This window comes from Vibrio sp. MarTm2 (genome assembly GCF_027587055.1).
In the GTDB taxonomy this organism is placed as follows: Bacteria; Pseudomonadota; Gammaproteobacteria; order Enterobacterales; family Vibrionaceae; genus Vibrio; species Vibrio sinaloensis_D.
The window spans coordinates 37,188-61,134 of sequence record NZ_JAPPTK010000010.1 but is presented as its reverse complement, the minus strand read 5'-3'; the positions used below and the strand labels follow the sequence as shown (position 1 = coordinate 61,134).

General features: G+C 45.2%; 21 protein-coding genes. 15 read left to right on the top strand and 6 right to left on the bottom strand.

Annotated elements, in window-relative coordinates:
* Positions 1 to 212: 212 nt before the first annotated feature.
* Positions 213 to 1,802 carry a peptide chain release factor 3 gene (gene prfC / locus OH458_RS16950; protein ID WP_269979207.1) on the top strand — a complete coding sequence of 530 codons (1,590 nt, stop codon included), beginning with the start codon at positions 213 to 215 and terminating at the stop codon, positions 1,800 to 1,802.
* A 438-nt stretch (positions 1,803 to 2,240) separates the two neighbouring features.
* Here the strand turns inward: prfC and srmB are convergent, their stop codons facing one another.
* Together srmB and OH458_RS16940 are read right to left on the bottom strand one after the other, a co-directional pair.
* Entirely contained in the window at positions 2,241 to 3,479 is a 1,239-nt protein-coding gene (gene srmB, locus OH458_RS16945; protein WP_269979206.1) for an ATP-dependent RNA helicase SrmB, read from the bottom strand.
* 90 nt (positions 3,480 to 3,569) lie between these two features.
* Positions 3,570 to 4,277, bottom strand: a complete 708-nt coding sequence (locus tag OH458_RS16940) for a tRNA1(Val) (adenine(37)-N6)-methyltransferase (RefSeq protein ID WP_269979205.1) — start codon at positions 4,275 to 4,277, stop codon at positions 3,570 to 3,572.
* 316 nt (positions 4,278 to 4,593) lie between these two features.
* Between OH458_RS16940 and brnQ the strand changes: the two genes are divergently transcribed.
* From brnQ to OH458_RS16915, 5 genes are all read left to right on the top strand, one after another.
* A complete protein-coding gene (gene brnQ / locus OH458_RS16935; protein ID WP_269979204.1) occupies positions 4,594 to 5,907 on the top strand; it encodes a branched-chain amino acid transport system II carrier protein in 1,314 nt (437 codons plus the stop codon).
* Between the two features lie 162 nt (positions 5,908 to 6,069).
* Positions 6,070 to 7,168 (top strand): peptide chain release factor 2 gene (gene prfB / locus OH458_RS16930; protein ID WP_126575070.1). Its coding sequence is split into 2 segments (ribosomal slippage): positions 6,070 to 6,144 and positions 6,146 to 7,168, totalling 1,098 coding nucleotides; the frame shifts between segments, so codons are not numbered across the junction.
* Between the two features lie 38 nt (positions 7,169 to 7,206).
* Complete coding sequence (lysS, locus tag OH458_RS16925; RefSeq protein WP_269979203.1) at positions 7,207 to 8,724, top strand: lysine--tRNA ligase; 1,518 nt, start codon at positions 7,207 to 7,209, stop codon at positions 8,722 to 8,724.
* Between the two features lie 380 nt (positions 8,725 to 9,104).
* Positions 9,105 to 10,439: a cyclic-di-GMP-binding transcriptional regulator VpsR gene (gene vpsR, locus OH458_RS16920; protein ID WP_269979202.1), complete on the top strand. Its 1,335-nt coding sequence runs from the start codon at positions 9,105 to 9,107 to the stop codon at positions 10,437 to 10,439.
* A gap of 503 nt (positions 10,440 to 10,942) precedes the next feature.
* Complete coding sequence (locus OH458_RS16915; protein ID WP_038137511.1) at positions 10,943 to 11,194, top strand: hypothetical protein; 252 nt, start codon at positions 10,943 to 10,945, stop codon at positions 11,192 to 11,194.
* A gap of 65 nt (positions 11,195 to 11,259) precedes the next feature.
* Here the strand turns inward: OH458_RS16915 and OH458_RS16910 are convergent, their stop codons facing one another.
* Positions 11,260 to 12,294, bottom strand: a complete 1,035-nt coding sequence (locus OH458_RS16910) for an NADP(H)-dependent aldo-keto reductase (protein WP_269979201.1) — start codon at positions 12,292 to 12,294, stop codon at positions 11,260 to 11,262.
* Between the two features lie 127 nt (positions 12,295 to 12,421).
* On the opposite strand from OH458_RS16910, the gene OH458_RS16905 reads away from it, so the two are divergent.
* A complete protein-coding gene (locus tag OH458_RS16905; protein ID WP_038191253.1) occupies positions 12,422 to 12,733 on the top strand; it encodes a DUF6482 family protein in 312 nt (103 codons plus the stop codon).
* Here the strand turns inward: OH458_RS16905 and mutH are convergent.
* Entirely contained in the window at positions 12,730 to 13,395 is a 666-nt protein-coding gene (gene mutH / locus OH458_RS16900) for a DNA mismatch repair endonuclease MutH (RefSeq protein ID WP_269979200.1), read from the bottom strand. The two genes, OH458_RS16905 and mutH, sit on opposite strands and share 4 nt — an antisense overlap.
* Before the next feature lie 617 nt (positions 13,396 to 14,012).
* Between mutH and rppH the strand changes: the two genes are divergently transcribed.
* The 6 genes from rppH (at position 14,013) to OH458_RS16870 (ending at position 20,325) form a co-directional block, all read left to right on the top strand.
* Positions 14,013 to 14,531: an RNA pyrophosphohydrolase gene (rppH, locus tag OH458_RS16895; protein WP_005476957.1), complete on the top strand. Its 519-nt coding sequence runs from the start codon at positions 14,013 to 14,015 to the stop codon at positions 14,529 to 14,531.
* Positions 14,532 to 14,533: 2 nt separating this feature from the next.
* A complete protein-coding gene (ptsP, locus tag OH458_RS16890; RefSeq protein WP_269979199.1) occupies positions 14,534 to 16,780 on the top strand; it encodes a phosphoenolpyruvate--protein phosphotransferase in 2,247 nt (748 codons plus the stop codon).
* A 5-nt stretch (positions 16,781 to 16,785) separates the two neighbouring features.
* Positions 16,786 to 17,580 carry a sulfite exporter TauE/SafE family protein gene (locus OH458_RS16885; protein ID WP_269979198.1) on the top strand — a complete coding sequence of 265 codons (795 nt, stop codon included), beginning with the start codon at positions 16,786 to 16,788 and terminating at the stop codon, positions 17,578 to 17,580.
* A gap of 53 nt (positions 17,581 to 17,633) precedes the next feature.
* Positions 17,634 to 18,455 carry a prolipoprotein diacylglyceryl transferase gene (gene lgt, locus OH458_RS16880; protein WP_038137498.1) on the top strand — a complete coding sequence of 274 codons (822 nt, stop codon included), beginning with the start codon at positions 17,634 to 17,636 and terminating at the stop codon, positions 18,453 to 18,455.
* 9 nt (positions 18,456 to 18,464) lie between these two features.
* Entirely contained in the window at positions 18,465 to 19,316 is an 852-nt protein-coding gene (locus OH458_RS16875; protein ID WP_269979197.1) for a thymidylate synthase, read from the top strand.
* A 223-nt stretch (positions 19,317 to 19,539) separates the two neighbouring features.
* Positions 19,540 to 20,325, top strand: coding sequence for an EAL domain-containing protein (locus OH458_RS16870; RefSeq protein ID WP_269979196.1), 786 nt, complete (start codon positions 19,540 to 19,542; stop codon positions 20,323 to 20,325).
* A 98-nt stretch (positions 20,326 to 20,423) separates the two neighbouring features.
* Here OH458_RS16870 and OH458_RS16865 read toward each other — a convergent pair whose 3' ends face one another.
* Positions 20,424 to 21,569, bottom strand: a complete 1,146-nt coding sequence (locus OH458_RS16865) for a Na/Pi symporter (protein ID WP_038137494.1) — start codon at positions 21,567 to 21,569, stop codon at positions 20,424 to 20,426.
* 407 nt (positions 21,570 to 21,976) lie between these two features.
* On the opposite strand from OH458_RS16865, the gene nhaR reads away from it, so the two are divergent.
* Positions 21,977 to 22,867: a transcriptional activator NhaR gene (nhaR, locus tag OH458_RS16860; protein ID WP_038137491.1), complete on the top strand. Its 891-nt coding sequence runs from the start codon at positions 21,977 to 21,979 to the stop codon at positions 22,865 to 22,867.
* Positions 22,868 to 23,039: 172 nt separating this feature from the next.
* Entirely contained in the window at positions 23,040 to 23,336 is a 297-nt protein-coding gene (locus OH458_RS16855) for an ArsR/SmtB family transcription factor (protein WP_038137489.1), read from the top strand.
* Positions 23,337 to 23,442: 106 nt separating this feature from the next.
* Here OH458_RS16855 and rpsT read toward each other — a convergent pair whose 3' ends face one another.
* Entirely contained in the window at positions 23,443 to 23,703 is a 261-nt protein-coding gene (rpsT, locus tag OH458_RS16850; protein WP_008077153.1) for a 30S ribosomal protein S20, read from the bottom strand.
* Positions 23,704 to 23,947: the final 244 nt, after the last annotated feature.

The following is a 23,947-nucleotide window of genomic DNA, read 5'->3' as shown; positions in this document are numbered from 1 at the left end:
CAAGTTCCCTCTACTCCTTTAGTTATAGCCTATATTTATTGATATTTTAATTTGTCCCTTCAATGACTCTGATATTGAGCCATTTTCGTCCTTGAAGTTGCCCCTCAAGAGAATATGAGAGAGAATACCGCGCAAAATTGAATCTAACGGCCGGAACAGTCAGAGTAACTGATTTTTAGGCTTCTGGTAACCAGACAAAAGAAGATCTTTTGATGTCAAATACAGCTTTTCTTGGTGAAGTTTCTAAGCGCAGAACGTTCGCCATTATCTCGCACCCAGATGCGGGTAAAACCACCATTACTGAAAAAGTACTACTTTTCGGACGCGCTATTCAAACTGCTGGTACAGTAAAAGGTCGTGGCTCAGCTCAACACGCTAAGTCAGACTGGATGGAAATGGAAAAAGAGCGTGGTATTTCGGTAACGACGTCGGTCATGCAGTTTCCATACAACGATTGTCTGGTCAATCTACTTGATACTCCTGGACACGAAGACTTTTCGGAAGATACCTACCGTACTCTGACGGCTGTTGACTCTTGCTTAATGGTGATTGACGCGGCGAAAGGTGTCGAGGATCGTACGCGCAAGTTGATGGAAGTGACACGTCTGCGTGACACGCCAATCGTCACCTTCATGAACAAATTGGACCGTGATGTACGTGACCCAATGGAAGTGCTTGATGAAGTTGAAAGCGAATTGGGTATGATGTGTGCACCCATCTCTTGGCCAATCGGTTGTGGTAAAGAGTTCAAGGGTGTCTACCATATCCACCGTGATGAAACGATCCTGTACGAATCTGGTCATGGTCATGAAATTCAAGAAGTACGCACAATTAAAGGGTTGGATAACCCTGAGCTTGATGAAGCAGTAGGCGCTGATCTTGCTGAGAGTGTTCGTGAGGAACTTGAGCTGGTAATGGGTGCATGTCCTGAATTTGATTTGGAGCTGTTCCTTAAAGGCGAGTTGACCCCGGTTTACTTCGGTACGGCACTAGGTAACTTCGGTGTTGACCACATGCTAGACGGTCTAACCAAGTGGGCTCCTGCACCTCAAACACGTGAAGCGAATGAACGCTCTGTTGAAGCGACGGAAGAAAACTTCTCAGGATTCGTGTTTAAGATCCAAGCTAACATGGATCCGAAGCACCGCGACCGCATTGCTTTCATGCGCATTGTGTCGGGTACTTATAAGCAAGGCATGAAGATGAACCATGTGCGTATCGGTAAGCAAATCAACATTTCAGATGCGGTTACCTTTATGGCAGGCGATCGTTCGCGAGCTGAAAATGCGTATGCTGGCGACATCATTGGTCTTCACAACCACGGTACAATCCAAATCGGTGATACCTTCACTCAAGGTGAAGCTCTGAAATTCTCAGGTATTCCTAACTTTGCACCTGAATTGTTCCGTCGTATTCGCTTGCGTGATCCACTAAAGCAGAAACAGCTGCTTAAAGGTCTAGTTCAGCTCTCTGAAGAGGGTGCAGTACAGGTGTTCCGTCCACTACAAAACAATGATTTGATTGTTGGTGCTGTGGGTGTGCTTCAGTTTGATGTAGTTGTTGCGCGCCTTAAAGCCGAATACAACGTAGAAGCCATCTACGAGAGTGTTAACGTAGCAACGGCTCGTTGGGTTGAGTGCTCTGATGGTAAAAAACTGGATGAATTCCAGCGTAAGAATCAAACCAACCTAGCATTGGATGGTGGTGATAATCTGACGTACATTGCGCCAACGATGGTAAATCTAAATCTGGCAAAAGAGCGTTTCCCAGAAGTGGAGTTCCGCGCGACTCGCGAACACTAATCTTCTGTGCCTTTGCTGCGATAGCGGCGTTGACAGCGTAAACTCACCTTAGTCACGTAGCGCACTACGCTCCCAAGGCTGAGTTTACTTGTCGCCTTGCTCTCACAACAAATGCTTTGAAGATGGAATGAGAATATGCTCCTGGGGCCGGATTCGTTTGTTGCCTTGCCATCGCTCCAACTATTTTGAGTATCTTCTGTGTTTAAGGTGAGTTTACTTGTCGCCTTGCTTTCACAACAAACGCTTTGAAGAACCGTTTCCGAAATGCCGCCTTACTTAAGGCGGTATTTTTTTAGGTCGTTATTTCTTAGAGCGATGACGGAGTGAGCAAGGAATCTCTCAACGCGATCTGTAAACCAATTTGTAAACCAATTGTTCGTGCATAAAAAAGGGTTGATGCTTTCACATCAACCCTTGCAGTATTATTGAATCAAGACGTTACTTTTTCTTCTTAGCGACTTTCTTCTTACCTTTCGCCGTTACTTTTTTCTTATCGTCTTTCTTTTTGTTCTTTTTCTTAAACACAGGTTTTTTATGTTTAGGGCGCATCTCTTTGATGAAACGCTCTTTGATGTCTTCTTTTACGTAGCGAGCAACGCGATCTAGCATTGGTTGGTCGTGCGCTTCAACAAGAGATACTGCATTACCTTTCTTACCTGCACGAGCAGTACGACCAATACGGTGTAGGTACACATCCGCACTGCGTGGCATGTCATAGTTAATGACATGGCTTACATCAGGAAGGTCGATACCACGAGCCGCAACGTCGGTTGCCAGAAGTACATTTACCGTACCGTCGCGAAAACGCGCGATGGCATTGTTACGACGATCTTGTGGCATTTCACCTTGAATCCATGCACAAGGTATTTGCGCTTTTTCGAGTTCAGTACGCAGCTCGCCAAGACGCTCACGAGTTTTTAAGAACACGATTGAACGCTCAGCTTGATCAGTGATGATCTTCTTCAGCAGCTCAAGTTTGTGGTTCATATCGTCAGCACGATGGTACCACTGGGCGATTTTTTTGCGCTCACGGCGAGATGGTTCCGCATCAATATCTGCTGGATCTTTAAGTAGATCTGCAGTGAAACCTTCAACGCCTTTACCTTCCAGTGTTGCCGAGAACAATAGTGTTTGTTTACGCCAACGACACTCGTTAGACAAACGATCTACTGTTGGGCCAAAGCCCATATCTAGCATGCGATCCGCTTCATCAAGGACCAGCCATTCAATCGCACGACAGTCGAAGCGCTCTGCGTTGATGTACTCCATCAAGCGTCCTGGTGTTGCTACCACGATATCTTGGGTTTTACCTAAGATGTCCGCGTGCTCTTGGTACTGAACTCCGCCGGTTATCGTAAAGATATTCAGCTTAGTATGTTTAGCCAGTGCGCGAGCTTGGTCTGCGACCTGCATTGCTAACTCGCGTGTCGGAGTCAGGATCAGAATACGAGCAGGCCCCGGTTTACGACGAGGAAAGTCTTGTAAATATTGCAGCGCAGGCAAAACAAAAGCGGCTGTTTTACCCGTACCAGTGGGGGCAGAAGCCAAGATATCTCGGCCATCTAACGCTTGCGGAATGGCTTCAGCCTGAATTTGTGTTGGGCGGTCATAACCCATTTCTTCAATGGCGAGGAGTAGGTTAGGGTCTAGCTCCAATTCAGCGAAATTTCTGATCACTATAAGGTCTCCACAAGCGAGTTGATGTGAGCATTAAATTTAAGGGGTCGTATTATAGAGTGTTCGGTGACAAGGATCACACCTTATTTTCTACATCTTTAGATAAAACGCCTTTGTTAGTTGGATAAACGCGTCACTGTAGCCATCTGCGGTACGAATCGTGAGTTCGAACGTTTCACAACCTATAGGCTCTTTTCCTATTTGAATCAAAAGCCTACTTACTGCTTTCATTTCTGTAGTTTTGACTCTGCACAAGCGCTGCACATGCCAACCCTGATCGATGGCAAGTGAGATAAAGGCCTCTCCTTCAGTGGCAGGGAGGACAAAACTGGCTTTGCCTTGAGCTGTGAGTCGTTCCCAACAGCGAGTAAGTAACGAAGAGTGATTGAGTGTGTCGGTGTGGCGAGCGATTGCTCGGCTAGTGTCTTGTGCCTTTTCTCCGCTATTGAAGTAAGGCGGGTTGCAAATGATGGCATCAAAGCGATGGCTAAACTCTGCGTTTAGTATGTCACCTTGATGAAGCGTGAGCCTGTCTTGCCAAGGGGAGTTGGAAAAATTACTTATCGCTGCGTCACATGCGTTTTGGTCGATATCAATAGCATCGATGGTTAGAGTGGGTTTTCTCTGCGCACACATTAATGCCAGTAACCCCGTTCCTGTACCTATATCGAGTAAGAAATCTACCTGGCTGAGGTTAGCCCAGGCGCCAAGCAAAACGCCATCGGTACTGACTGGCATGCCCGAGAGGCCGCCGGTGATTTTGAACTGCTTAAACTCAAAGCTTTTTGTTTTTTTCATGAAGTTTTATGTTTGTCGGTATTGGTGTTGTTTTTGAGTTATTTGATCTGTTGTTAATGGTTTGTTTGGTTTTTTGTTCTATTTGTTTGCTGGTTGTTTTTGAAAATGATTGGTTAATCTTGCTGCGTTAGTTTTTTAAAATAGTGATATGTGCTGCAAATTTACTGTTGTTATAAATTTATATGGTGTTTTTGGCCTTTCGGTTGCGGATAGATGAGTATTTCGTCATTATGCGCGCCTTAATTTATCGATTGAAAGGCATATTCGACCTTTCAACAAACACAACATCATATTAATAGAAATGTAAGGGTTAGCTGTGAAGCAGACTTTAAAAATATCAGACATTATTGCGGTTGGCTTTATGCTTTTCGCATTCTTTTTAGGTGCAGGTAACATCATCTTTCCACCACTCGCCGGTCAATTAGCTGGTGAAAACTTAATTCCAGCCATGACTGGCTTCCTTTTGACAGCAGTAGGTCTACCTCTTATTACCATCGTTGCTATCGCTGTCGCTGGTGGCTCTTGGGATCATCTGACAAAAGATCTACCGAAGCGCGCTGCGATGACCATCGCAGTACTGATCTTCATTATCATCGGTCCTGCATTTGCAGCACCTCGTACTGGTCTTGTAGCCTATGAAATGGCGATTAAGCCGTTTTTTGCTGACGCAGCTCAGCTACACTTAACGATTTTCTCAATCTTATTCTTTGTAGTAGCGATGTCGTTCGCTTGGTCTCAAGGTAAATTGATTGACGTGATCGGTAAGGTATTAACGCCAGTCCTTTTCATCGGGTTGATTATTCTTGCTGCAGCTGTATTTATCGATCCACAAGGTGAGATGATTGCCGCGCAAGGTGAATACCTAACGCATCCACTGCAAAAAGGCTTCCTTGAAGGTTACAACACAATGGATACCTTCGCGTCTTTGATGTTTGGTGGTCTTATCGTTGATGCCCTTCGTAAAAAAGGCGTCCAAGATCAAAGTGCGACAGCCAAATATCTGATCAGCGCAGCGCTTGTTGCCGCTGCGGGCTTGGCATTTGTTTACGTTTCACTGTTCTACCTTGGTGCGACCAGTGCTGCTGTTGCCGTAGGTGCTGATAACGGTGGTGCCATTCTTAGTATGTATGTGCAGTCTCTGTTTGGTCCATATGGCCAAATTGTACTGTCAGTGATCGTGCTTCTTGCGTGTTTAACAACGGCGATCGGTATCATTTCTGCGTGTTCTGACTACTTCAGCTCGATCACTCCAGTCGCTTACAAAGCGTGGGTTGTCATTATTGGTGTCGCGTGTGCAACGGTGGCAAATGTTGGTTTGTCGCAGCTTATTTCACTTTCTGTGCCAGTTCTGTTCGCCCTTTACCCTGTCGCGATTGCGCTGGTTGCATTGACGTTTATTCGCAAAAAGCTACCAAACCCGAAAGTGGCGTACCGTGTGGTTATTCTTGTCTCTTTGATGTTCGCGCTTATTGATGCGGCAAAAGTCGCGGGTGTTGATGTTTCTGCACTAAGCATGCTGCCTCTCTTTGAGGTGGGCATGGGGTGGCTAATGCCGACTGTTGCTGCGATGGTTTGCATGTTGTTCATCGGCAAATCTGAGCAAGTCGAATTAGCGGAAGAAACCGCATAATCACGCAATAAATTTGAATCAAAGATCCCCTGTTACGTAAGGCGTAGCAGGGGATTTTTTATTGCATCGGATTTTTATTCGCTGATAAAAAATTCCTGTATCTTCGTCACACTTTTGAGTACAATTCTTCGGTTAAATTCTACTCATAAATGTTGAGCAAACATGTTTGAAATCAATCCTATTAAAAACCGCCTAAAGGACGTGTCTGAGCGCACCAATGTCCTGAGGGGGTATCTTTGACTATGACGCTAAGCAAGAGCGTCTAGAAGAAGTCAACGCAGAACTAGAACAGCCGGATGTGTGGAACGAACCAGAGCGAGCACAAGCTTTGGGTAAAGAGCGTTCTGCACTCGAAGCGGTTGTTGAAACCATTGATCAACTTGAGCAAGGTGTTGAAGACGTTGATGGTCTTTTAGAGCTTGCCGTTGAAGAAGAAGATCAAGAAACGTTTGACGAAATCGAACCGGAACTGGCAGAGCTAGAAGCGAAGCTAGAGAAGCTTGAATTCCGCCGTATGTTCTCAGGTGACCACGATGCATCAGACTGCTACATCGATTTGCAGTCAGGTTCAGGTGGTACTGAAGCGCAAGACTGGACTTCAATGATGCTACGTATGTACCTTCGTTGGGCTGAAGCGAAAGGCTTTAAGACCGAGGTTATCGAAGTATCAGAAGGTGAAGTGGCAGGTCTTAAAGGTGCAACGGTTAAGATTTCTGGCGAATACGCTTACGGTTGGCTACGCACTGAGACTGGTGTTCACCGTCTGGTTCGTAAATCGCCATTTGACTCGAGCGGTCGTCGCCATACTTCGTTTGCTTCTGCGTTTATTTACCCAGAGATTGATGACAACATCGACATCGACATTAACCCTTCTGACCTACGCATTGACGTATACCGTGCATCAGGTGCGGGTGGTCAGCACGTTAACACCACGGAATCGGCGGTACGTATTACCCACGTACCAACAAATACTGTGGTGCAATGTCAGAATGATCGTTCTCAGCATAAGAACAAAGACCAAGCGATGAAGCAGCTTCGTGCAAAACTGTTTGAATTAGAGATTCAAAAGCAAAACGCAGAGAAGCAAGCCAATGAAGATGCAAAATCTGACATCGGTTGGGGTAGCCAAATCCGCTCTTACGTACTTGATGACTCGCGCATCAAAGATCTACGTACAGGCGTTGAAAACCGCAATACTCAAGCGGTTCTTGACGGCGACTTAGACAAATTTATTGAAGCTAGCCTGAAGTCAGGCCTTTAAGCTTTTCACCGACACTTAAGAAACAGGATACATCGAAAATGACTGATGCTGTTCAAAACGAAAACACACAAGAAGAAAACAAGCTGATCGCTGAGCGTCGTAGCAAACTGGACCATATCCGCCAGAGCTGCAAAGCAAACGGTCACCCAAATGATTTCCGTCGTGAGCACCTAGCAGGCGATCTTCAAGCGGAATTCGGTGAAAAGACGAAGGAAGAGCTAGAAGAGCTAAACCACGTTGTTGCAATCGCTGGTCGTGTAATGGCGAAACGTGGTCCATTCCTAGCGATTCAAGAAACATCTGGCCGTATTCAAGCATACGCTGCAAAAGATGTGCAAAAAGAGCTGAAAGAGAAATATCAAGGCCTAGATATCGGTGACATCATCGGTGTTAAAGGTGCACTTCACAAGTCAGGTAAAGGCGACCTTTACGTGAACATGGAATCTTACGAGCTGCTAACGAAAGCACTTCGTCCACTTCCAGAGAAGTTCCACGGTCTGACTGACCAAGAAATGCGTTACCGTCAGCGTTACGTTGACCTAATCGTCAACGAAGACTCTCGTCAAGCGTTCATCATCCGTTCTAAGCTTGTATCGGCTATCCGTAACTTCATGAGCTCAAAAGGCTACCTAGAAGTTGAAACGCCAATGATGCACGTGATCCCAGGTGGTGCAACGGCTCGTCCATTCATCACTCACCACAACGCACTAGACATCGACATGTACCTACGTGTTGCTCCTGAGCTTTACCTTAAGCGTCTAGTAGTAGGTGGTTTTGACCGTGTATTCGAGATCAACCGTAACTTCCGTAACGAAGGTCTTTCTCCGCGTCACAACCCAGAATTCACTATGATGGAATTCTACCAAGCGTACGCTGACTACAAAGATCTGATGGATCTGACTGAAGAGATGCTAAGCACGGTTGCTATGGACGTTCTAGGTTCAACGTCTATGCCTTACGGTGATGAGACTGTAGAGTTTGGTGGTAAGTACGCTCGCATGAGCATGTTTGAAGCGATCAAACACTACAACCCAGACCACGCTGAAATCCAAGCACTAACAGAAGCGGATCTAACTGACCGTGAAAAGATGGTTGCGATTGCGAAGTCTGTGCACGTTGAAGTGGAGTCTTTCTGGACATGTGGTCAGCTTCTTGAAGAGATCTTTGGTGAAACGGCTGAGCCTCAGCTAATTCAACCAACCTTCATCACTGGCTACCCAGCGGATATCTCTCCACTAGCGCGTCGTAGCGATGACAACCCATTCTTCACTGACCGTTTCGAGTTCTTTATCGGTGGTCGTGAAGTAGCAAACGGCTTCTCAGAGCTTAACGATGCAGAAGACCAAGATGCACGCTTTAAAGCACAGGTTGACGCGAAAGACGCAGGTGATGATGAAGCAATGTACTACGATGCAGATTACATCACTGCACTAGAGCACGGCCTACCGCCAACAGCGGGTCAAGGTATCGGTATCGACCGTCTAGCGATGTTGTTCACAAACACGCACACAATCCGTGACGTAATCCTATTCCCAGCGATGCGTCCACAAGCGTAATGTAAGCAAAACGTTTACCAAGAAAAGTCACCTTCGGGTGACTTTTTTATTGTCTTGTCTCCAAAATAAGACGGTTCATGGTGTTGCTGATTCAGAATAAAATGAAAAAATGACCTCTTATTAATCGTTTAGAGCTAAATTAAAGCAAAGTCTGGTTCATTTATATCGTACTGATGTTGATATAAATAGATGCTGTTTTCCCATGTAACACGAATATATTCTTTGAAATCACTCCCACAACGAGTGGAAAAAACGCTAACCAACCTGTAGTCTTATTTGTGAGACAGATTCTCTGCCTGAGTCTCTATAATGTAACCATCTAAATTGATGTGCCTTCTATGGCACTGCATTGGTGTTATCAATAATAAGGATTAAGCCGTATGGGTAGTCAGTTCCGAATGGATTCCGTTCCTGGGTCTCTTATTGTCGTTGGAGGTACCTACGAACCATGGCTTTCAGTATTAGAACAAGTTGGTTGGAGATGTACACAATGCGCAGACTTGCGCAAGGCAGATGCGTTGTTCGCTGAAACAGGGCCGTGTATTGGTATCGTAGACCTCAGTCACGATGAGTTTAGCCTCAATGGTATTGCCAACCTTGTAAGCAATCACAAACAGGTTCGATGGTTAGCATTTATCCGTGAATCCCAGCTGAGCTCCGATACGATTTGCCAGTTTATCGTTAACTTCTGTATCGACTTCTTTACCGCTCCGATTCCTGATGCGCAGTTGCTGAGCACAATTGGCCATCAATTGGGAATGCTCAAATTAGAGAAGAAAGTATGGCCACATTACGGCAACACCAGTGATATGGGACTCATCGGTGACTCGATTCCGATGAAGAGATTGAGAGACCAAATTAAACGAATTGGTCCAACGGATGTCAGTATTCTTATTTACGGCGAGAGTGGTACTGGTAAGGAGACGGTGGCTCGCGCGGTTCACAAAACGTCTTCTCGAGTGAACAAAGAGTTTATCTCTGTGAACTGTCGTGCGATGTCAGAGCGTCGTATTGAAAGTGATCTGTTTGGTATCAACCGTGAAGATCCCGCGGAACCCTCTATCTTAGAAAAAGCAGACGGTGGCACCATCCTACTCAATGATATTTTGACGCTTCCTAAGTCTCAGCAGGTCAATTTGCTTCGCTTTTTACAAGAAGGCACCGTTGATACGGTGAATGGTCGTCAAGAGGTGGATGTTCGTATTCTTGCTGCTAACTCAGCGGATATCGAAAAAGCCTTAATTGATGGTGACTTCAATGAAGAGCTGTACCACTATATCAATGTGTTGCGTATTAATGTTCCGAGCTTGAAAGAGCGAGCAGGAGACATCGCTATTTTGGCACGTCACTTCCTGCAGGAATACTCAAAAGAGTACAACGCGCAAGCACGCAGTTTTACTGAAGATGCAGTACGTGCTTTAACTCGTTACCATTGGCCAGGTAATGTTCGTGAACTAATGAACCAGATCAAACGTGTCGTGTTGATGTCTGATACGGTAATGCTTGATGATCAGCACCTCGATTTGCCTAAACGTAGTGATGGCAAACGCAGCCTGAAGAGTATCCGTGAGCGCAGTGAGCGGGATGCATTATTGCTGGTGTTAGAGTCTCATTCTGGTCAAGTCTCAATGGCTGCTAAAGAGCTAGGTGTATCGCGTGCAACGATGTACCGTTTGTTAAACAAACACAATCTGATCAGTGATGTCACTGTATAACTGATTGTTTTGTAAATTAAAGCCGCGCGTTTATGTGCGGCTTTTTTGTTAACGTAGTAAAATTATCCACCGTCATTATGTTATCGACACGATTAATATTTCAAATGATGGCTGTTCACATAGTGTTTATAGCTGAAAAGTTTTAATTAAAACTTTTGGTTATAAATTAGTTGAATTAATAATCATGATGTTTAGAATTTAATCATGAGCTAGAGCTCATACCCACTTCACTTTATCGGATTAATACATAGCTAGGAGGCGCACCATGAAACATTTCAATGTTACCCAAATGAATTGTGCGTCTTTCGAACTCGGTGCATTTGCATCTGCGGCTGATCATGCTCGAAAAGCCTCAAACGATCGCAAAGATACACCCAAAATGTAATTAGTCCGTATCCAAATTATCTTTAATTGGCTGCGGGAAAGCAGCGAATTAGAGTACATCCAACATTTTTTTGGATTCGTTGACTTTTCCCCAGCTACAACTCAACTGGAGAAAACTCATGAGTCATTCTGTATACCTAAAATTAGCCACAGTGTTGGTAAAAGCTGATCTACGTCGTGAAGAGCGAGAGTGGAAGCGTCGAGTTAGACGCAGTAGCTTTGATATTCCGTGGGAAAATGCACACTTGTTGCGAGACATTGGTTTAGAGAAAGATGGTCGTCCTGTGGGCCTTCGTGAGCCTGAAAGTGTTACAGCAGAACGCCGTGTTCGTCACCTTCGTCGTGTTTTAAGTGCGCGAATACCTACGTAATCTATTGGGCTGGCTTGCTTCGCCAGCCCAAAGATATCTTAGCTAGCTACCTAAGTAGCTGGCAATTATGGGCAAGGATTGGAGTATGTCGTCCCAATCTCTTGCAGCCCCTGAAGCAACTCATCTGTCAGTACGACATCAAGACTGTTTATATTCGATTCTAGCTGCTCGATGGTTGTTGCTCCGATAATGTTGGATGCGACAAAAGGACGTTGATTCACAAAGGCGAGTGCCATTTGAGCGGGATCTAATCCATGTTCTCGAGCCAAGTTAACATACGCAGCCGTAGCTTCAATTCCTTGTGGCGTGAAGTAGCGGACAAAACGTTCGAATAGCGAGCATCGAGCGCCTTCAGGGCGTTGACCGTCCAAGTACTTGCCACTCAATGTACCAAAGGCAAGCGGTGAATATGCGAGTAGCTGAACGCCTTCATAGTGACTAATCTCCGATAGTCCGACCTCAAAGCTACGATTGAGTAAGTTGTACGGGTTCTGAATCGAGACAATTCTTGGCAGTTCATGCTTTTCGGCTAATCTCAATAACGTCATCACGCCCCAAGGTGTTTCGTTAGACACGCCGATATAGCGAACTTTGCCCGCTTTAATCAGCTCTGCCAACGCTTCTAGCGTCTCAACTAATGTGACTTCTTCTTGCTCTGTTGGATAAGGGTAGTTTAGTTGACCAAAGCAGTTCGTTTGGCGTTGGGGCCAATGAATTTGATAAAGATCGACATAGTCAGTTTGTAGTCTGCGTAAGCTATCATCGATTGCGAGGTGAATGTTGCGCCTGTCTAGCTTCATATTGTCGCGAATGTGCGGCATGTTTCTTGGCCCTGCTACTTTGGTCGCCAAGACAACTTTTTCTCTTTTGCCTGAGTGCTTTAGCCAATTTCCGATGTGTTGTTCTGTCGCCCCTTGAGTCTGTGCGCTTGGAGGTACTGGGTACATCTCTGCGGTGTCGATAAAGTTCACACCTCTTTCAAGTGCAAAATCGAGCTGGCGAAATGCATCTTGCTCAGAGTTCTGCACCCCAAACGTCATTGTGCCAAGGCATATTTGGCTCACTTCTAACGTTGAGTGAGGTAACTTGTTGTATTGCATGGGCCTTCCTCAGTTTCATTATTTTTATCCATCCAATATAGGGGATTCCGTTGTGGGAAGGAATTGGCACTGTTAACAATTTCGCAAAATTATTGGCTTTGGCTAATATGAATAATGGAGGTGAATTATGAACATGACTCAGTTAGATAAGTGGATACATGGTTACCACAAAGATTCTTATCAGCCGCCAAAAGTGTTTGTGATCAGTTGTTCGGACCTTTCTCAATATTTGTTAGCAGTTGAGTATAAGCACAAGTTGGAGCCACTAAAGGTCAATGACGAGCCGATTCACTTTGAATCGTTAGAGCGAGTCAAAGAGGAATTAACTCGTCTGGGGGTCGAGCGTGCTTATTTGCGCTTGCACAATGCTTACGATGAGTGTGGATCGACTGATGGCCCGTTATATCACGATATAGAGTTGTCGCTAGTCACACACTAAGCGTAGTTGCTTTCTAGAAGCGCAGCCGTGAACTGGGTTCGCAGATAGAACCCTCTTGGGCGTGTCTTGATGATTCTTCCGCTGGCGCCATACGCTTCGGTTAATGCTCGGCCATTGGCCGCTTTTGGCCGCAGTTGTAGGACTTCACCATGCCTTGCGGTGATTTGTTCAACATGGCCTGTGACGATGAGGTCCATCAGCTCTTCCCAATCAGTTTTCAGTTGAAGTTCTTCTTCTTGAGTCGGTGACCAGATAAGAGGGGAGCCGACACGTCTTTCTGCCAGTGGGATCTCTCGCTCACCTTCAACGGGTACCCACAGGACTCGAGACAGTTTGTTCCGGACATGGCTGTTTTCCCAACTCAGCCCATGTATGCCAACAAGTGGAGCAACACAAACAAAGGTGGTCTCTAGCGGTTTGCCTGTGTAGCTAATGGGGATGGTTTTAAGCTCAATACCCAGGCTTTCAAAGTCCTGCTGAGGTTTACTGCCTGCTGTAGCGCCTAGGTGCCATTCGAGTAGTTGTCCAACCCATCCTTTATCTCGACGTAAATCAGGTGGAACCGTCATTTTGGCTTCTTGGGCAAGCTCTGCAAATGAAAGTCCGGCAACACTCCATGCGCGCTCTAGCAGTTCAGATTCGGATTGTGGTTCTGGTTTCATACTATTCGCAATTCAATAATTCTGTCTTTATTGTAACGGAAGCGCACCGGGTTCGCTGTGCGAAGTTTGATCATTTCGCGTAAAAGATCGTCTATCAAGTAGTTATCCACAGGAGGAAGGGGTTCCTGTTGCCGTGTTCTTGGGTGTGTATGAATAAACAGGGGTTTTAGAGTGATTATTTACTTGCAGTTTCTCTTGAAAGTTGCATTCCTCAATATGAGGTGTGGATAAAACTGTTGGTGGTGGATCTTTGACCGATCTGATTTTTGCCGAACATTACTAGAGTAGATTGTCTCATTACCTGTAGTGTTTCCGGTTAAGTTTTTGATTTTAATTGTTTTGTTTTTTTATTTTAGAAGAGGAGTTGTGCTTAAGCGTCCTTGTTGTCGATAAAGTGATCACTTTGATGTGGATTTTTCACATGGTTATACACAGAAAAGGTGAATAAATGTGGTCTATGTCTCATTGCGTTGTGCATAAGAGGTGTTCTGCTCAAAAGTTATTCATATTGTGTTTGGTGAGCGATATTTTCCGCCTTAGTCACACTAGTAAGTTTGCTCCAATTGGGGATATGTGGAAAAATCACTGTAATTAAAGATTTTATTAGAGGTTGGCCAGTGATAGATGGCGATGGTTACCGCTTAAATGTGGGAATTGTAATTTGTAACAACCATGGTCAGGTCTTCTGGGCTAAACGATACGGACAACACTCTTGGCAGTTTCCTCAAGGGGGAATTGATGAAGGTGAAACCCCTGAGCAAGCGATGTACCGCGAGCTCTATGAAGAGGTTGGTCTAACTAAGAAGGATGTAAAGATCGTAGCAACAAGTCGTCATTGGTTAAGATATAAGTTACCCAAACGACTGGTTCGCTGGGATTCCAAACCTGTTTGTATCGGTCAAAAACAGAAATGGTTTCTGCTGCGTTTAGATTGTGATGAGTCACGAATCAATATGCTGCGCGGCAGTTCCCCTGAATTCGATGGTTGGCGTTGGGTGAGTTATTGGTATCCTGTACGACAAGTCGTTTCTTTCAAGCGCGATGTATATCGCCGAGCGATGAAAGAGTTTGCCTCCATGGCAATGCCGTTTAAAGAGCGTAGAAGCAAGAACAAGCGCAAACATAGAAGAGGATAGACATGCTTTCTCAACTAAGGGAAATAGTTGAACAGGTTTCCAAAGTCGAAGATGTACATCAGGCTTTGGATATCTTGGTTAAGCAGACGTGCAGTGCCATGAGCACCGAATGTTGTACTATCTATCTCGCCAATGAAGAAATGCAGCGCCTTGAGTTGATGGCGACGCAAGGTTTACGTTTCAAAGGCGACAAAATTCGCATTGGATTTAATGAGGGCTTGGTCGGTCTGGTAAAGCGCACGGCTGAGCCTCTCAATATTGCAGAAGCTTCTAAGCATCCAAACTTCAAATACTTCTCTGAGCTAGGTGAAGAAATTTACCACAGCTTTCTTGGTACGCCGATTATCCACCGCAAACAGGTTTTAGGGGTCTTGGTCGTTCAGCAAAAGACGCCCCGCCAGTTTGACGAGATGGAAGAGTCCTTTTTAGTCACCTTAGCGGCACAGCTTGCGGTGATCATTGCGCATGCTCAAACGCAAGGTCAATGGCGTTTAGAAAAGAAACAGCTTGCGATGAAAGGGGTCCCTGCGTCGAGTGGTGTGGCGATTGGAGAGTTTTGGCTAGACGATACTCAACCAGAACTCACGGATGTGTACCCTGCCTCAACACTAGACATCGAACGCGAGCAGGAAATCTTGCTATTAGCGGTTGAAGCTGCATTGAGTGACTTTCGGCGTATGCGCAAGAAGCTCGATAGTGAGATCAACAAAGATGCGCTGGCTATTTTTGACTTGTTTACGCATTTACTCAATGATCCGATGTTGCGTAAAGATCTTAAAGCGCAAATTCAAAAAGGCGATCGTGCTGACTGGGCATTACGTCAAGTTGTTGAGAGCTATTCGAATCGATTCGCTCGAATGTCAGATGTCTACCTGAGAGAGCGAGCTCAAGATATTCGAGAGTTAGGCCAACGACTACTTTACTTCCTTCATAACACTGAAAAAGAGCAGCCAGCTTTAGAAAAGCCGGTGATCTTAGTCGTCAGAGAACTTACGGCGACAATTCTAGCTTCTATTCCCAAAGATATGTTGTTGGCGGTGGTGTCGATTGAAGGTGCAGCCAACTCACACGCTGCGATTCTCTCCCGTGCGCTCGGGATCCCTGCCGTTATGGGTGCAAACGTCAATTTAAAGAACATCAATGGCAAACAAGGGGTTGTAGATGGTTACAGCGGTAAGATATTAGTCTCGCCCAGCCGTCAATTACTCCGAGCCTACACGTCGCTGGTCAATGAAGAGCGAGAGCTCGCGACCATGGTCAATCAGCGAATCTTAGAGCCTGCGTGTACTCGAGACGGTCAGCGAATCGAGGTTATGCTTAATGCAGGTTTAAGCGCAGATGCTAATATCGCCGTTAACCAAGGTGTTGATGGGGTCGGATTATATCGAACTGAGATTTCCTTTTTGCTCCAGCATCGTTTTCCATCAGAAGAAGAACAAACTCAACAATATCAAGCGGTACTCAATACCTATCCGGACAAGCGGGTGGTGATGCGCACCCTCGATGTTGGCGGAGACAAAGCGCTTCCTTACCTTCCTATCGAAGAAGACAATCCATTTTTGGGGTGGCGCGGTATTCGTTTTACACTGGATCACCCAGACATTTTCCTCATGCAAATCCGTGCCATGATGAAGGCAAGTGCAAATAGCCAAAACCTGAGTATCTTGTTGCCAATGGTGTCTGGAGCACAGGAACTAGATGATGCTATTGACCTGATCGAGCGTGCCTATCGAGAGGTTGTTGAGCTCGATTCTCGAATCCAAATGCCCGACATTGGCGTGATGATTGAAGTGCCTTCGATGATCTATCTGTTGCCTTTGATTGCCGAAAAAGTGGACTTTGTTTCCATTGGTACTAACGACTTAACGCAGTATTTGTTGGCGGTTGATCGAAATAATGCACGTGTATCGGATGTGTATGAATCGATGCACCCCGCGGTGGTGATGGCGCTCAATCATATTCAGCTTATGTGTCAACAGCTCAAGCTACCTGTTTGTATTTGTGGGGAACTAGCGGGCGATCCGATTGGGGCGCTGTTAATGGTCGGGTTAGGTTATCGAAGCTTAAGCATGAACACCTCCAATGTGGCGAAAGTAAAATACTTATTGCGGCATACTGACAGCCAGGAGCTGAAGCAACTTGCTGACAAAGCTCTGATGCAACCTTATGGCAATGATATTTATAATATGATGCAAACTTTCTTTGAAGATAAAGGCTTTGCAGGCTTTATCCGTGCAGGTAAACGATAGAAATCATGGTAAATATCGAGTTTTTTGCCCTGTTGCTGCTTTTAGGTAGTGTGGTTGGTATCATGGCTGGTCTATTGGGGATTGGCGGCGGGCTGATTGTGGTACCAGCTTTGATGTTCCTCTTACCCATGGCGGGCATTGACGCGAACATTGCGATGCAGATGGCGCTGGCAACCTCTCTGGCGTCAATCATTGTCACATCGGGATCGTCGGCATATAACCACTTTAAGCTGGGCAACGTGGACATGTTTGTCGTTAAATGGCTAATGCCGGGAGTTGTCATCGGCGGCTTTCTAGGGGCCAACGTGGCGGAATGGGTTCCTTCGCAGTATTTACCTAAGGTGTTTGGTGTCATTGTGCTGTGCCTATCCATCCAAATGCTGTTCTCGATTCGGGGGAAAACTCAACGCTCCATGCCAAACAGCAGTGTGACAATGGCGATCGGTGCGGGGATCGGCATTGTCTCGAGTCTTGCTGGAATTGGCGGTGGTTCATTGTCGGTTCCGTTTTTGAATCGTCATGGCATCGAGATGCGCAAAGCGGTGGGATCTTCCTCGGTTTGCGGATGTTTTATAGCGTTATCTGGAATGTTGGGGTTTATTCTTCATGGCTATAAAGCAGAGGTACTGCCAGCCTACAGTTTAGGTTATGTCTATTTGCCGGCATTAGTTGGCATCACCGCGACCTCTATGATAACGACTCGATTTGGTGCTCGCCTTGCCTCGACTATGCCGACGGTGCGGTTGAAGAAAATCTTTGCCCTATTTTTAATCTTTGTCGCAGGAACTATGTTACTGTGATGCACTCTCATCTATACCTATCGTAATTTTGAACATCTAAGAGTAATAATCCTATGTCTCAGGGATATCTTGAATTTCCTAATATAGATCCTGTATTGGTCTCTATTGGCCCTTTATCTATTCGTTGGTACGGGCTTATGTACCTCGTTGGTTTTGCTTTTGCGCTTTGGCTTGCGAATCGCCGAGCGGATAAACCTGGTAGCGGTTGGACACGTGAGCAAGTGTCAGATTTGTTGTTTGCGGGCTTTTTAGGCGTCGTTGTTGGTGGTCGAGTAGGGTATGTATTGTTCTACAACTTTGACTTGTTTCTGCAAGACCCGCTTTACTTGTTCAAAGTATGGACCGGAGGCATGTCATTTCACGGTGGATTGTTAGGTGTGATCACCGCGATGTTCTGGTACGCCAAGAAAAACGGTCGAACTTTCTTTGGCGTTGCAGACTTTATTGCGCCGTTAGTGCCATTTGGCCTTGGTATGGGTCGACTTGGCAACTTCATGAACAGTGAGCTTTGGGGGCGTGTAACCGATGTTCCTTGGGCGTTTGTTTTCCCGAATGGTGGCCCACTGCCGCGTCACCCTTCACAGCTCTATGAAATGTTCCTAGAAGGGATTGTTCTATTCTTCATCTTGAACTGGTTTATTAAAAAGCCTCGACCACTGGGCGCTGTTTCAGGGCTATTTTTGGCGGGATATGGTACATTCCGTTTCCTCGTTGAATACGTTCGTGAGCCTGATGCGCACTTAGGTTTGTTCGGTGGCTTTATCTCTATGGGACAAATTCTATCGTTGCCGATGGTGATCATTGGTGGCCTTCTGGTCGCTTGGGCGTATAAACGTGGCTACTACAAAGACGAACTCCCGCAACAAACGAAGTAAGGAATTGGTGTGAAACAGTATTTAGAACTCTGTCAGCGAATTGTCGAACATGGTGAGTGGATTGAAAATGAGCGTACCGGTAAACGCTGTTTGACCGTCATCAACGCTGACTTAACCTATGATGTTGCCAACAACCAGTTTCCCCTCGTCACCACGCGCAAGAGCTTTTGGAAAGCAGCGGTTGCCGAGCTACTAGGTTATATCCGAGGTTATGATAACGCGGAAGACTTCCGTAAGCTTGGAACCAAAACTTGGGATGCGAATGCGAACCTGAATGAAGCATGGTTAAATAATCCGTACCGCAAAGGTGAGGATGATATGGGGCGTGTTTACGGCGTACAAGGGCGTGCTTGGGCTAAGCCTGATGGTGGCCATATTGACCAATTACGCAAAATTGTCGACGACCTCACTCGTGGCGTTGATGACCGTGGTGAGATCCTAAACTTCTACAACCCTGGTGAGTTCCATATGGGGTGCTTACGCCCGTGTATGTACAGCCATCATTTCTCGTTGCTTGGTGATACCTTACACCTCAACAGCACGCAGCGCTCTTGTGATGTCCCTCTGGGCCTTAACTTTAATATGGTTCAAGTGTATGTGTTTTTGGCGGTCATGGCTCAGATTACGGGGAAAAAGCCGGGGCAGGCCTACCATAAGATCGTCAACGCTCACATTTATGAAGACCAGCTTGAGTTGATGCGTGATGTGCAGCTTAAGCGCGAGCCACTAAAAGCGCCGACCTTCCACATCAACCCAAATATTAAGTCTCTTGAAGATCTAGAAACCTGGGTAACATTGGATGATTTTTGGGTCGAAGGCTACGAACATCATGATGCAATAAAATATCCGTTTTCTGTTTAATTGACTTACGAATTGAATCAGTGGCTTGGTTGTTCCGATCATACGACCAAGCCATTTTTTATCCCCAACCGCTTGCCCCTTTTTTCCTCGCTACGTCTCATTTCTCTTATAAAGCAGCATCTTATCAATAATGCGACAAGGTTATCCGTCCATTGCTGAGTAATTTGTATGTTAACATTACTTTAAAAATTAACATGCTGTGTTGTATAAGGTTGTGTGATTGATGGAATGTGATTATCGAAAACTGAGAGATACCGTCGCCAAGCAGATTCAATGGGATGAATTTGGGTGTGCCTATATTCAACACAATGGTCTGATGTTCCACAGCTTTTTTCAGCCGATTTATGACCGTAGCATGGATATTTTTGGTGTAGAGGCGTTGGCTCGTATCTACGACAACAACGGCGACCTTGTCCGGACGGATCACTACTTTAAATCGCTTGAGCAAGATGATGACGCGTTGCTCTACAGCACCTATATGTGCGCAGCCATTCATGTGATTAACTTCGCACGCTCTATTTACCGCTCTAAGTGTATTTTTATCAACGTTGCTCCTGTTGTATTTGAGCTGATCTCTAATGATTCCTTTGCCATCGAGAGTTTGTTGCAGAAGTTGGATGCATTACAGCTAAAACCAGAACAGATCATTTATGAGCTAATAGAACTTCAAAGTCACGATTATCAACTGGCGGTGAGCGGGGTAAAGGCGTTAGAGAGTGTGAATATTCGAGTAGCGGTTGACGACTTCGGTGTAAAAAGCTCTACAGAACACAGAGTAAAAATAGTGCAGCCGAGCTTTTTGAAGCTGGACAGAAGTTTAGTTGTGAATGCTGTGGAGACCGGATGCCATGGTATCGAACAGGCGATAAGTCTTGGTCGCTCAACCCGTTCCTTGATTATCGCGGAAGGAATAGAGAATCAAGCAATGTTATCCCATTGCCAGTCTTGTGATATCGACTTTTATCAAGGGTACTATTTAGCTCGCCCACATAAAACTCCTCTTGCCTAAGTCGTTTTGTCCCTCTACCCCTTTAAGTTTCTAATTGCAAACAGCAGGAATAAAAAAGCCCACGATACTTCGTGGGCTCTAAAGGGAATCGGTGATGCTTAAGTGGTTAGCGCTAGGATTGTTCCTGGCAGTACAACGAAGACTGCTAGAAGGTAACCCGCGACAACCGCTTTGTTCTTCACTGCCATGTCAGAGATGAAGTCAGCGCCTTTCACTGGTAGTTCGCGTAGGAACGGAATACCGAAGATGAATACCGTTGCCATGATGTTAAACACTAGGTGAACAAGTGCAATCTGTAATGCGAACACTGCAAACTCACCAGATACCGCTGTCGCAGCTAGAAGTGCCGTAATACATGTACCGATGTTTGCACCTAGAGTGAATGGGTAAACATCACGTACTTTTAGAACACCAGAACCGACCAGTGGTACCATCAAGCTCGTTGTCGTTGAAGATGACTGAACCAGTACAGTAACGATTGAACCTGACACGATACCGTGAATTGGACCACGACCGATCGCATTCTTTAGAATCTCACGAGCACGACCAACCATTAGGCTCTTCATCAGTTTGCCCATCACTGTAATCGCAACGAAGATTGTCGCGATACCCAAGACGATAAGCAGCACACCACCGACTTGGTCACCAAATGTTGATAGTGGCTCTTTTACAGCGCTAACGACAGGTTTAGTAATTGGCTTAATGAAGTTAAGTCCTTTGATGCTCATGTCACCTGTTGCTAGGAATGGAGAGACTAGCCAGTGTGAGATCTTATCAAGGATGCCAAACATCATTTCTAGAGGTAGGAAAATAATTACCGCAAGAAGGTTAAAGAAGTCATGGATTGTTGCACTTGCAAATGCGCGTTTAAACTCTTCTTTGCAACGCACGTGACCAAGAGATACCAGAGTATTGGTCACTGTTGTACCGATGTTTGCACCCATCACCATAGGGATGGCTGTTTCGACCGGAAGACCGCCGGCAACAAGGCCCACGATAATTGAAGTAACTGTACTTGAAGATTGGATAAGTGCTGTCGCCACTAGACCGATCATCAAACCTGCTACTGGGTGAGACGCGAATTCAAATAAAACCTTGGCTTGATCACCTGTCGCCCATTTAAAACCGCTGCCTACCATTGATACTGCTAAAAGTAGTAGGTACAACATGAATGCCAAGTTAGCCCAGCGTAACCAGCGAGCCGTGCTCGAGATTGGTGCTGCTGTAGTAGTAGCTTGGTTCATAATTTTTCTCCGTGGACCGTTTAAATCTTGTTTGGTCTGTTGTTGAAACTGAGGGCGATGTTAGAGGGGAAATATTTCAGTAATATTACAGTTGTGTGTAATAACACTTTTTTTGCGGCTATGGTCGTTTTTGGGGTGTAGTTAATGTTTTACATTGGCTTTAAGGTGTTGATTTTACTGTTTTATTTTTACCTTTGTTTTGCTCGAGTTTTATTGGGTTTTTATCAATGATTTTGTCATTTAGCACTTGTTTATCACTGCTATATGACAGTTGTAAGACAAGAATGAAGAGCTATTTTTCGGTAAAATCATAATATAATGACGATGCCTTCGTTTTTGCCGAATCGTTGTTGTCATTGAGTGGATTTGCTATAACCTAAGCATTCACTTTATCTTGAGTTAACACTATGTCCCACCTCAATTATAACCACCTTTATTACTTCTGGATGGTGTGTAAACAAGGCTCTGTTACGAAAGCGGCGGATGCTCTGTTTCTTACTCCACAAACCGTAACGGGTCAGATTAAAGCGTTAGAAGAGCGCATGGATGGAAAGTTGACCAAACGAAATGGTCGTAGTGTCGAGCCAACAGAGCTAGGTCAGCTTGTGTTTAAGTATGCTGATCGAATGTTTGGTCTTAGCTATGAGATGCTGGATATTGTGAACTACAGTCAGCGATCCAATATCTTGTTTGATGTTGGTGTTGCAGATGCGCTCTCTAAACGGTTAGTGAGTAAAATTCTCATGACAACGGTACCGCCTGATAGCAGTATTCACCTTCGCTGTTTTGAATCGACCCACGAAATGTTGCTTGAGCAGTTATCGCAGCACAAGCTGGATATGATTCTGTCTGATTGTCCTGTGGATTCGAGCCAAAGCCCAGGTTTGTACAGTAAGAAGCTTGGTGAGTGTAATATGAGCTTCTTCTGTTCTGGTAATGTGGATGATGTGCAGTTCCCAGCAGTACTTGAACAGAGAAAATTGTTGATTCCTGGCAGCCGAACGGCAATGGGCCGAAAGGTATTGCAGTGGTTTGACAGGCAAGGGCTTAAGCCAAACATTTTAGGTGAGTTTGATGATGTTGCCTTGATGAAAGCTTTTGCGCGATACCATCATGATGTCATTTTCTTAGCGCCTTCGCTTTATATGACAGAAGTTGAAAGCGATCTTCCTCTACAACTGATCGGTCATATCGATGAGTTAAAAGAAGAGTATTATGTCATCTTTGCTGAGCGTATGATCCAGCATCCAGCGGTAAAAAATGTGTGTGACGCGGACTTCATCTCACTGTTTAAATGATGATTTCATTTATAACAAATAGATTACTTGTTACAAATCGATTAATATTGTCAATATTAAATTTTAGTGTGATCCACCAAAGCAAGTCATATGTGCTAATCGTGCCACATTCCGTCGTGGTCATACGCGCGTTATCAGCGACTCCTAGTTTGGCTTCAAGAGGTACTGGCCGATGAATTTACAAGAGATGGAACAAAATTCTGCCAAAGCAGTTGTGCTACTGAAAGCAATGGCGAATGAAAGAAGGCTCCAAATATTATGTTTACTACATAACAATGAGCTTTCGGTCGGTGAACTGTGCAACAAACTAGAACTGAGTCAGTCAGCATTGTCTCAGCACCTAGCATGGTTAAGGCGTGATGGCTTGGTACACACTCGAAAAGAAGCGCAAACGGTGTATTACACATTGAGCAGTGAAGAGGTCAAGTCGATGATCCAACTACTGCATAGTTTGTATTGCAGTCAATAAAACGAAAGAGGAGGCGATAGCCTCTTTTTTATTTACATGCGTAAATTGCAGACATAAAAAAACCGGCGTTAGCCGGTTTTTTTCTTCACTGGAAATCAGAGTTCTATTAAAGAGCTTTGATTGCAGCAGAGAAGCGAGACTTGTGACGAGCTGCTTTATTCTTGTGAATAAGGCCTTTAGTCGCCATGCGGTCTAGGATTGGTGTAACTGCAGCGAATGCAGCAGTTGCAGCTTCTTTGTCGCCTGCTTCGATAGCAGCAACAGTTTTCTTCATGTAAGTACGCATCATTGAGCGACGGCTAGCGTTGTGCTGACGACGTTTCTCAGCCTGGATAGCGCGCTTCTTAGCAGATTTACTATTTGCCAAGGGTCTAACTCCCAAAAACTTAGTTCGGTGACAATTTAAGGGCGAGGACTATCCCTCATTTGCGCTTAAATGTCAAATAATTTGTGCAAAAACCAATCGAAGCCAAACAAATTTTGGATTAGAAGGGTCTTCACGGTTAAGATGGCGGGGATTCTATCAGTATTTTTTTTTCAATGCTAATACTAATCTGCTCTCGACGAGTTATTCGTGAATAAGATAGGCACATTATTATTAGTATTCGCGA

Bases quoted from the DNA above. Each gene is read 5' to 3' on its own strand.
- nhaR (WP_038137491.1), top strand. From the start codon at position 21,977: ATGTCCCACCTCAATTATAACCACCTTTATTACTTCTGGATGGTGTGT.
- vpsR (WP_269979202.1), top strand. From the start codon at position 9,105: ATGGGTAGTCAGTTCCGAATGGATTCCGTTCCTGGGTCTCTTATTGTC.
- OH458_RS16915 (WP_038137511.1), top strand. From the start codon at position 10,943: ATGAGTCATTCTGTATACCTAAAATTAGCCACAGTGTTGGTAAAAGCT.
- prfC (WP_269979207.1), top strand. From the start codon at position 213: ATGTCAAATACAGCTTTTCTTGGTGAAGTTTCTAAGCGCAGAACGTTC.
- lgt (WP_038137498.1), top strand. From the start codon at position 17,634: ATGTCTCAGGGATATCTTGAATTTCCTAATATAGATCCTGTATTGGTC.
- OH458_RS16865 (WP_038137494.1), bottom strand. From the start codon at position 21,569: ATGAACCAAGCTACTACTACAGCAGCACCAATCTCGAGCACGGCTCGC.
- ptsP (WP_269979199.1), top strand. From the start codon at position 14,534: ATGCTTTCTCAACTAAGGGAAATAGTTGAACAGGTTTCCAAAGTCGAA.
- OH458_RS16905 (WP_038191253.1), top strand. From the start codon at position 12,422: ATGAACATGACTCAGTTAGATAAGTGGATACATGGTTACCACAAAGAT.
- OH458_RS16885 (WP_269979198.1), top strand. From the start codon at position 16,786: ATGGTAAATATCGAGTTTTTTGCCCTGTTGCTGCTTTTAGGTAGTGTG.
- OH458_RS16870 (WP_269979196.1), top strand. From the start codon at position 19,540: ATGGAATGTGATTATCGAAAACTGAGAGATACCGTCGCCAAGCAGATT.
- lysS (WP_269979203.1), top strand. From the start codon at position 7,207: ATGACTGATGCTGTTCAAAACGAAAACACACAAGAAGAAAACAAGCTG.
- OH458_RS16940 (WP_269979205.1), bottom strand. From the start codon at position 4,277: ATGAAAAAAACAAAAAGCTTTGAGTTTAAGCAGTTCAAAATCACCGGC.
- mutH (WP_269979200.1), bottom strand. From the start codon at position 13,395: ATGAAACCAGAACCACAATCCGAATCTGAACTGCTAGAGCGCGCATGG.
- OH458_RS16910 (WP_269979201.1), bottom strand. From the start codon at position 12,294: ATGCAATACAACAAGTTACCTCACTCAACGTTAGAAGTGAGCCAAATA.
- OH458_RS16855 (WP_038137489.1), top strand. From the start codon at position 23,040: ATGAATTTACAAGAGATGGAACAAAATTCTGCCAAAGCAGTTGTGCTA.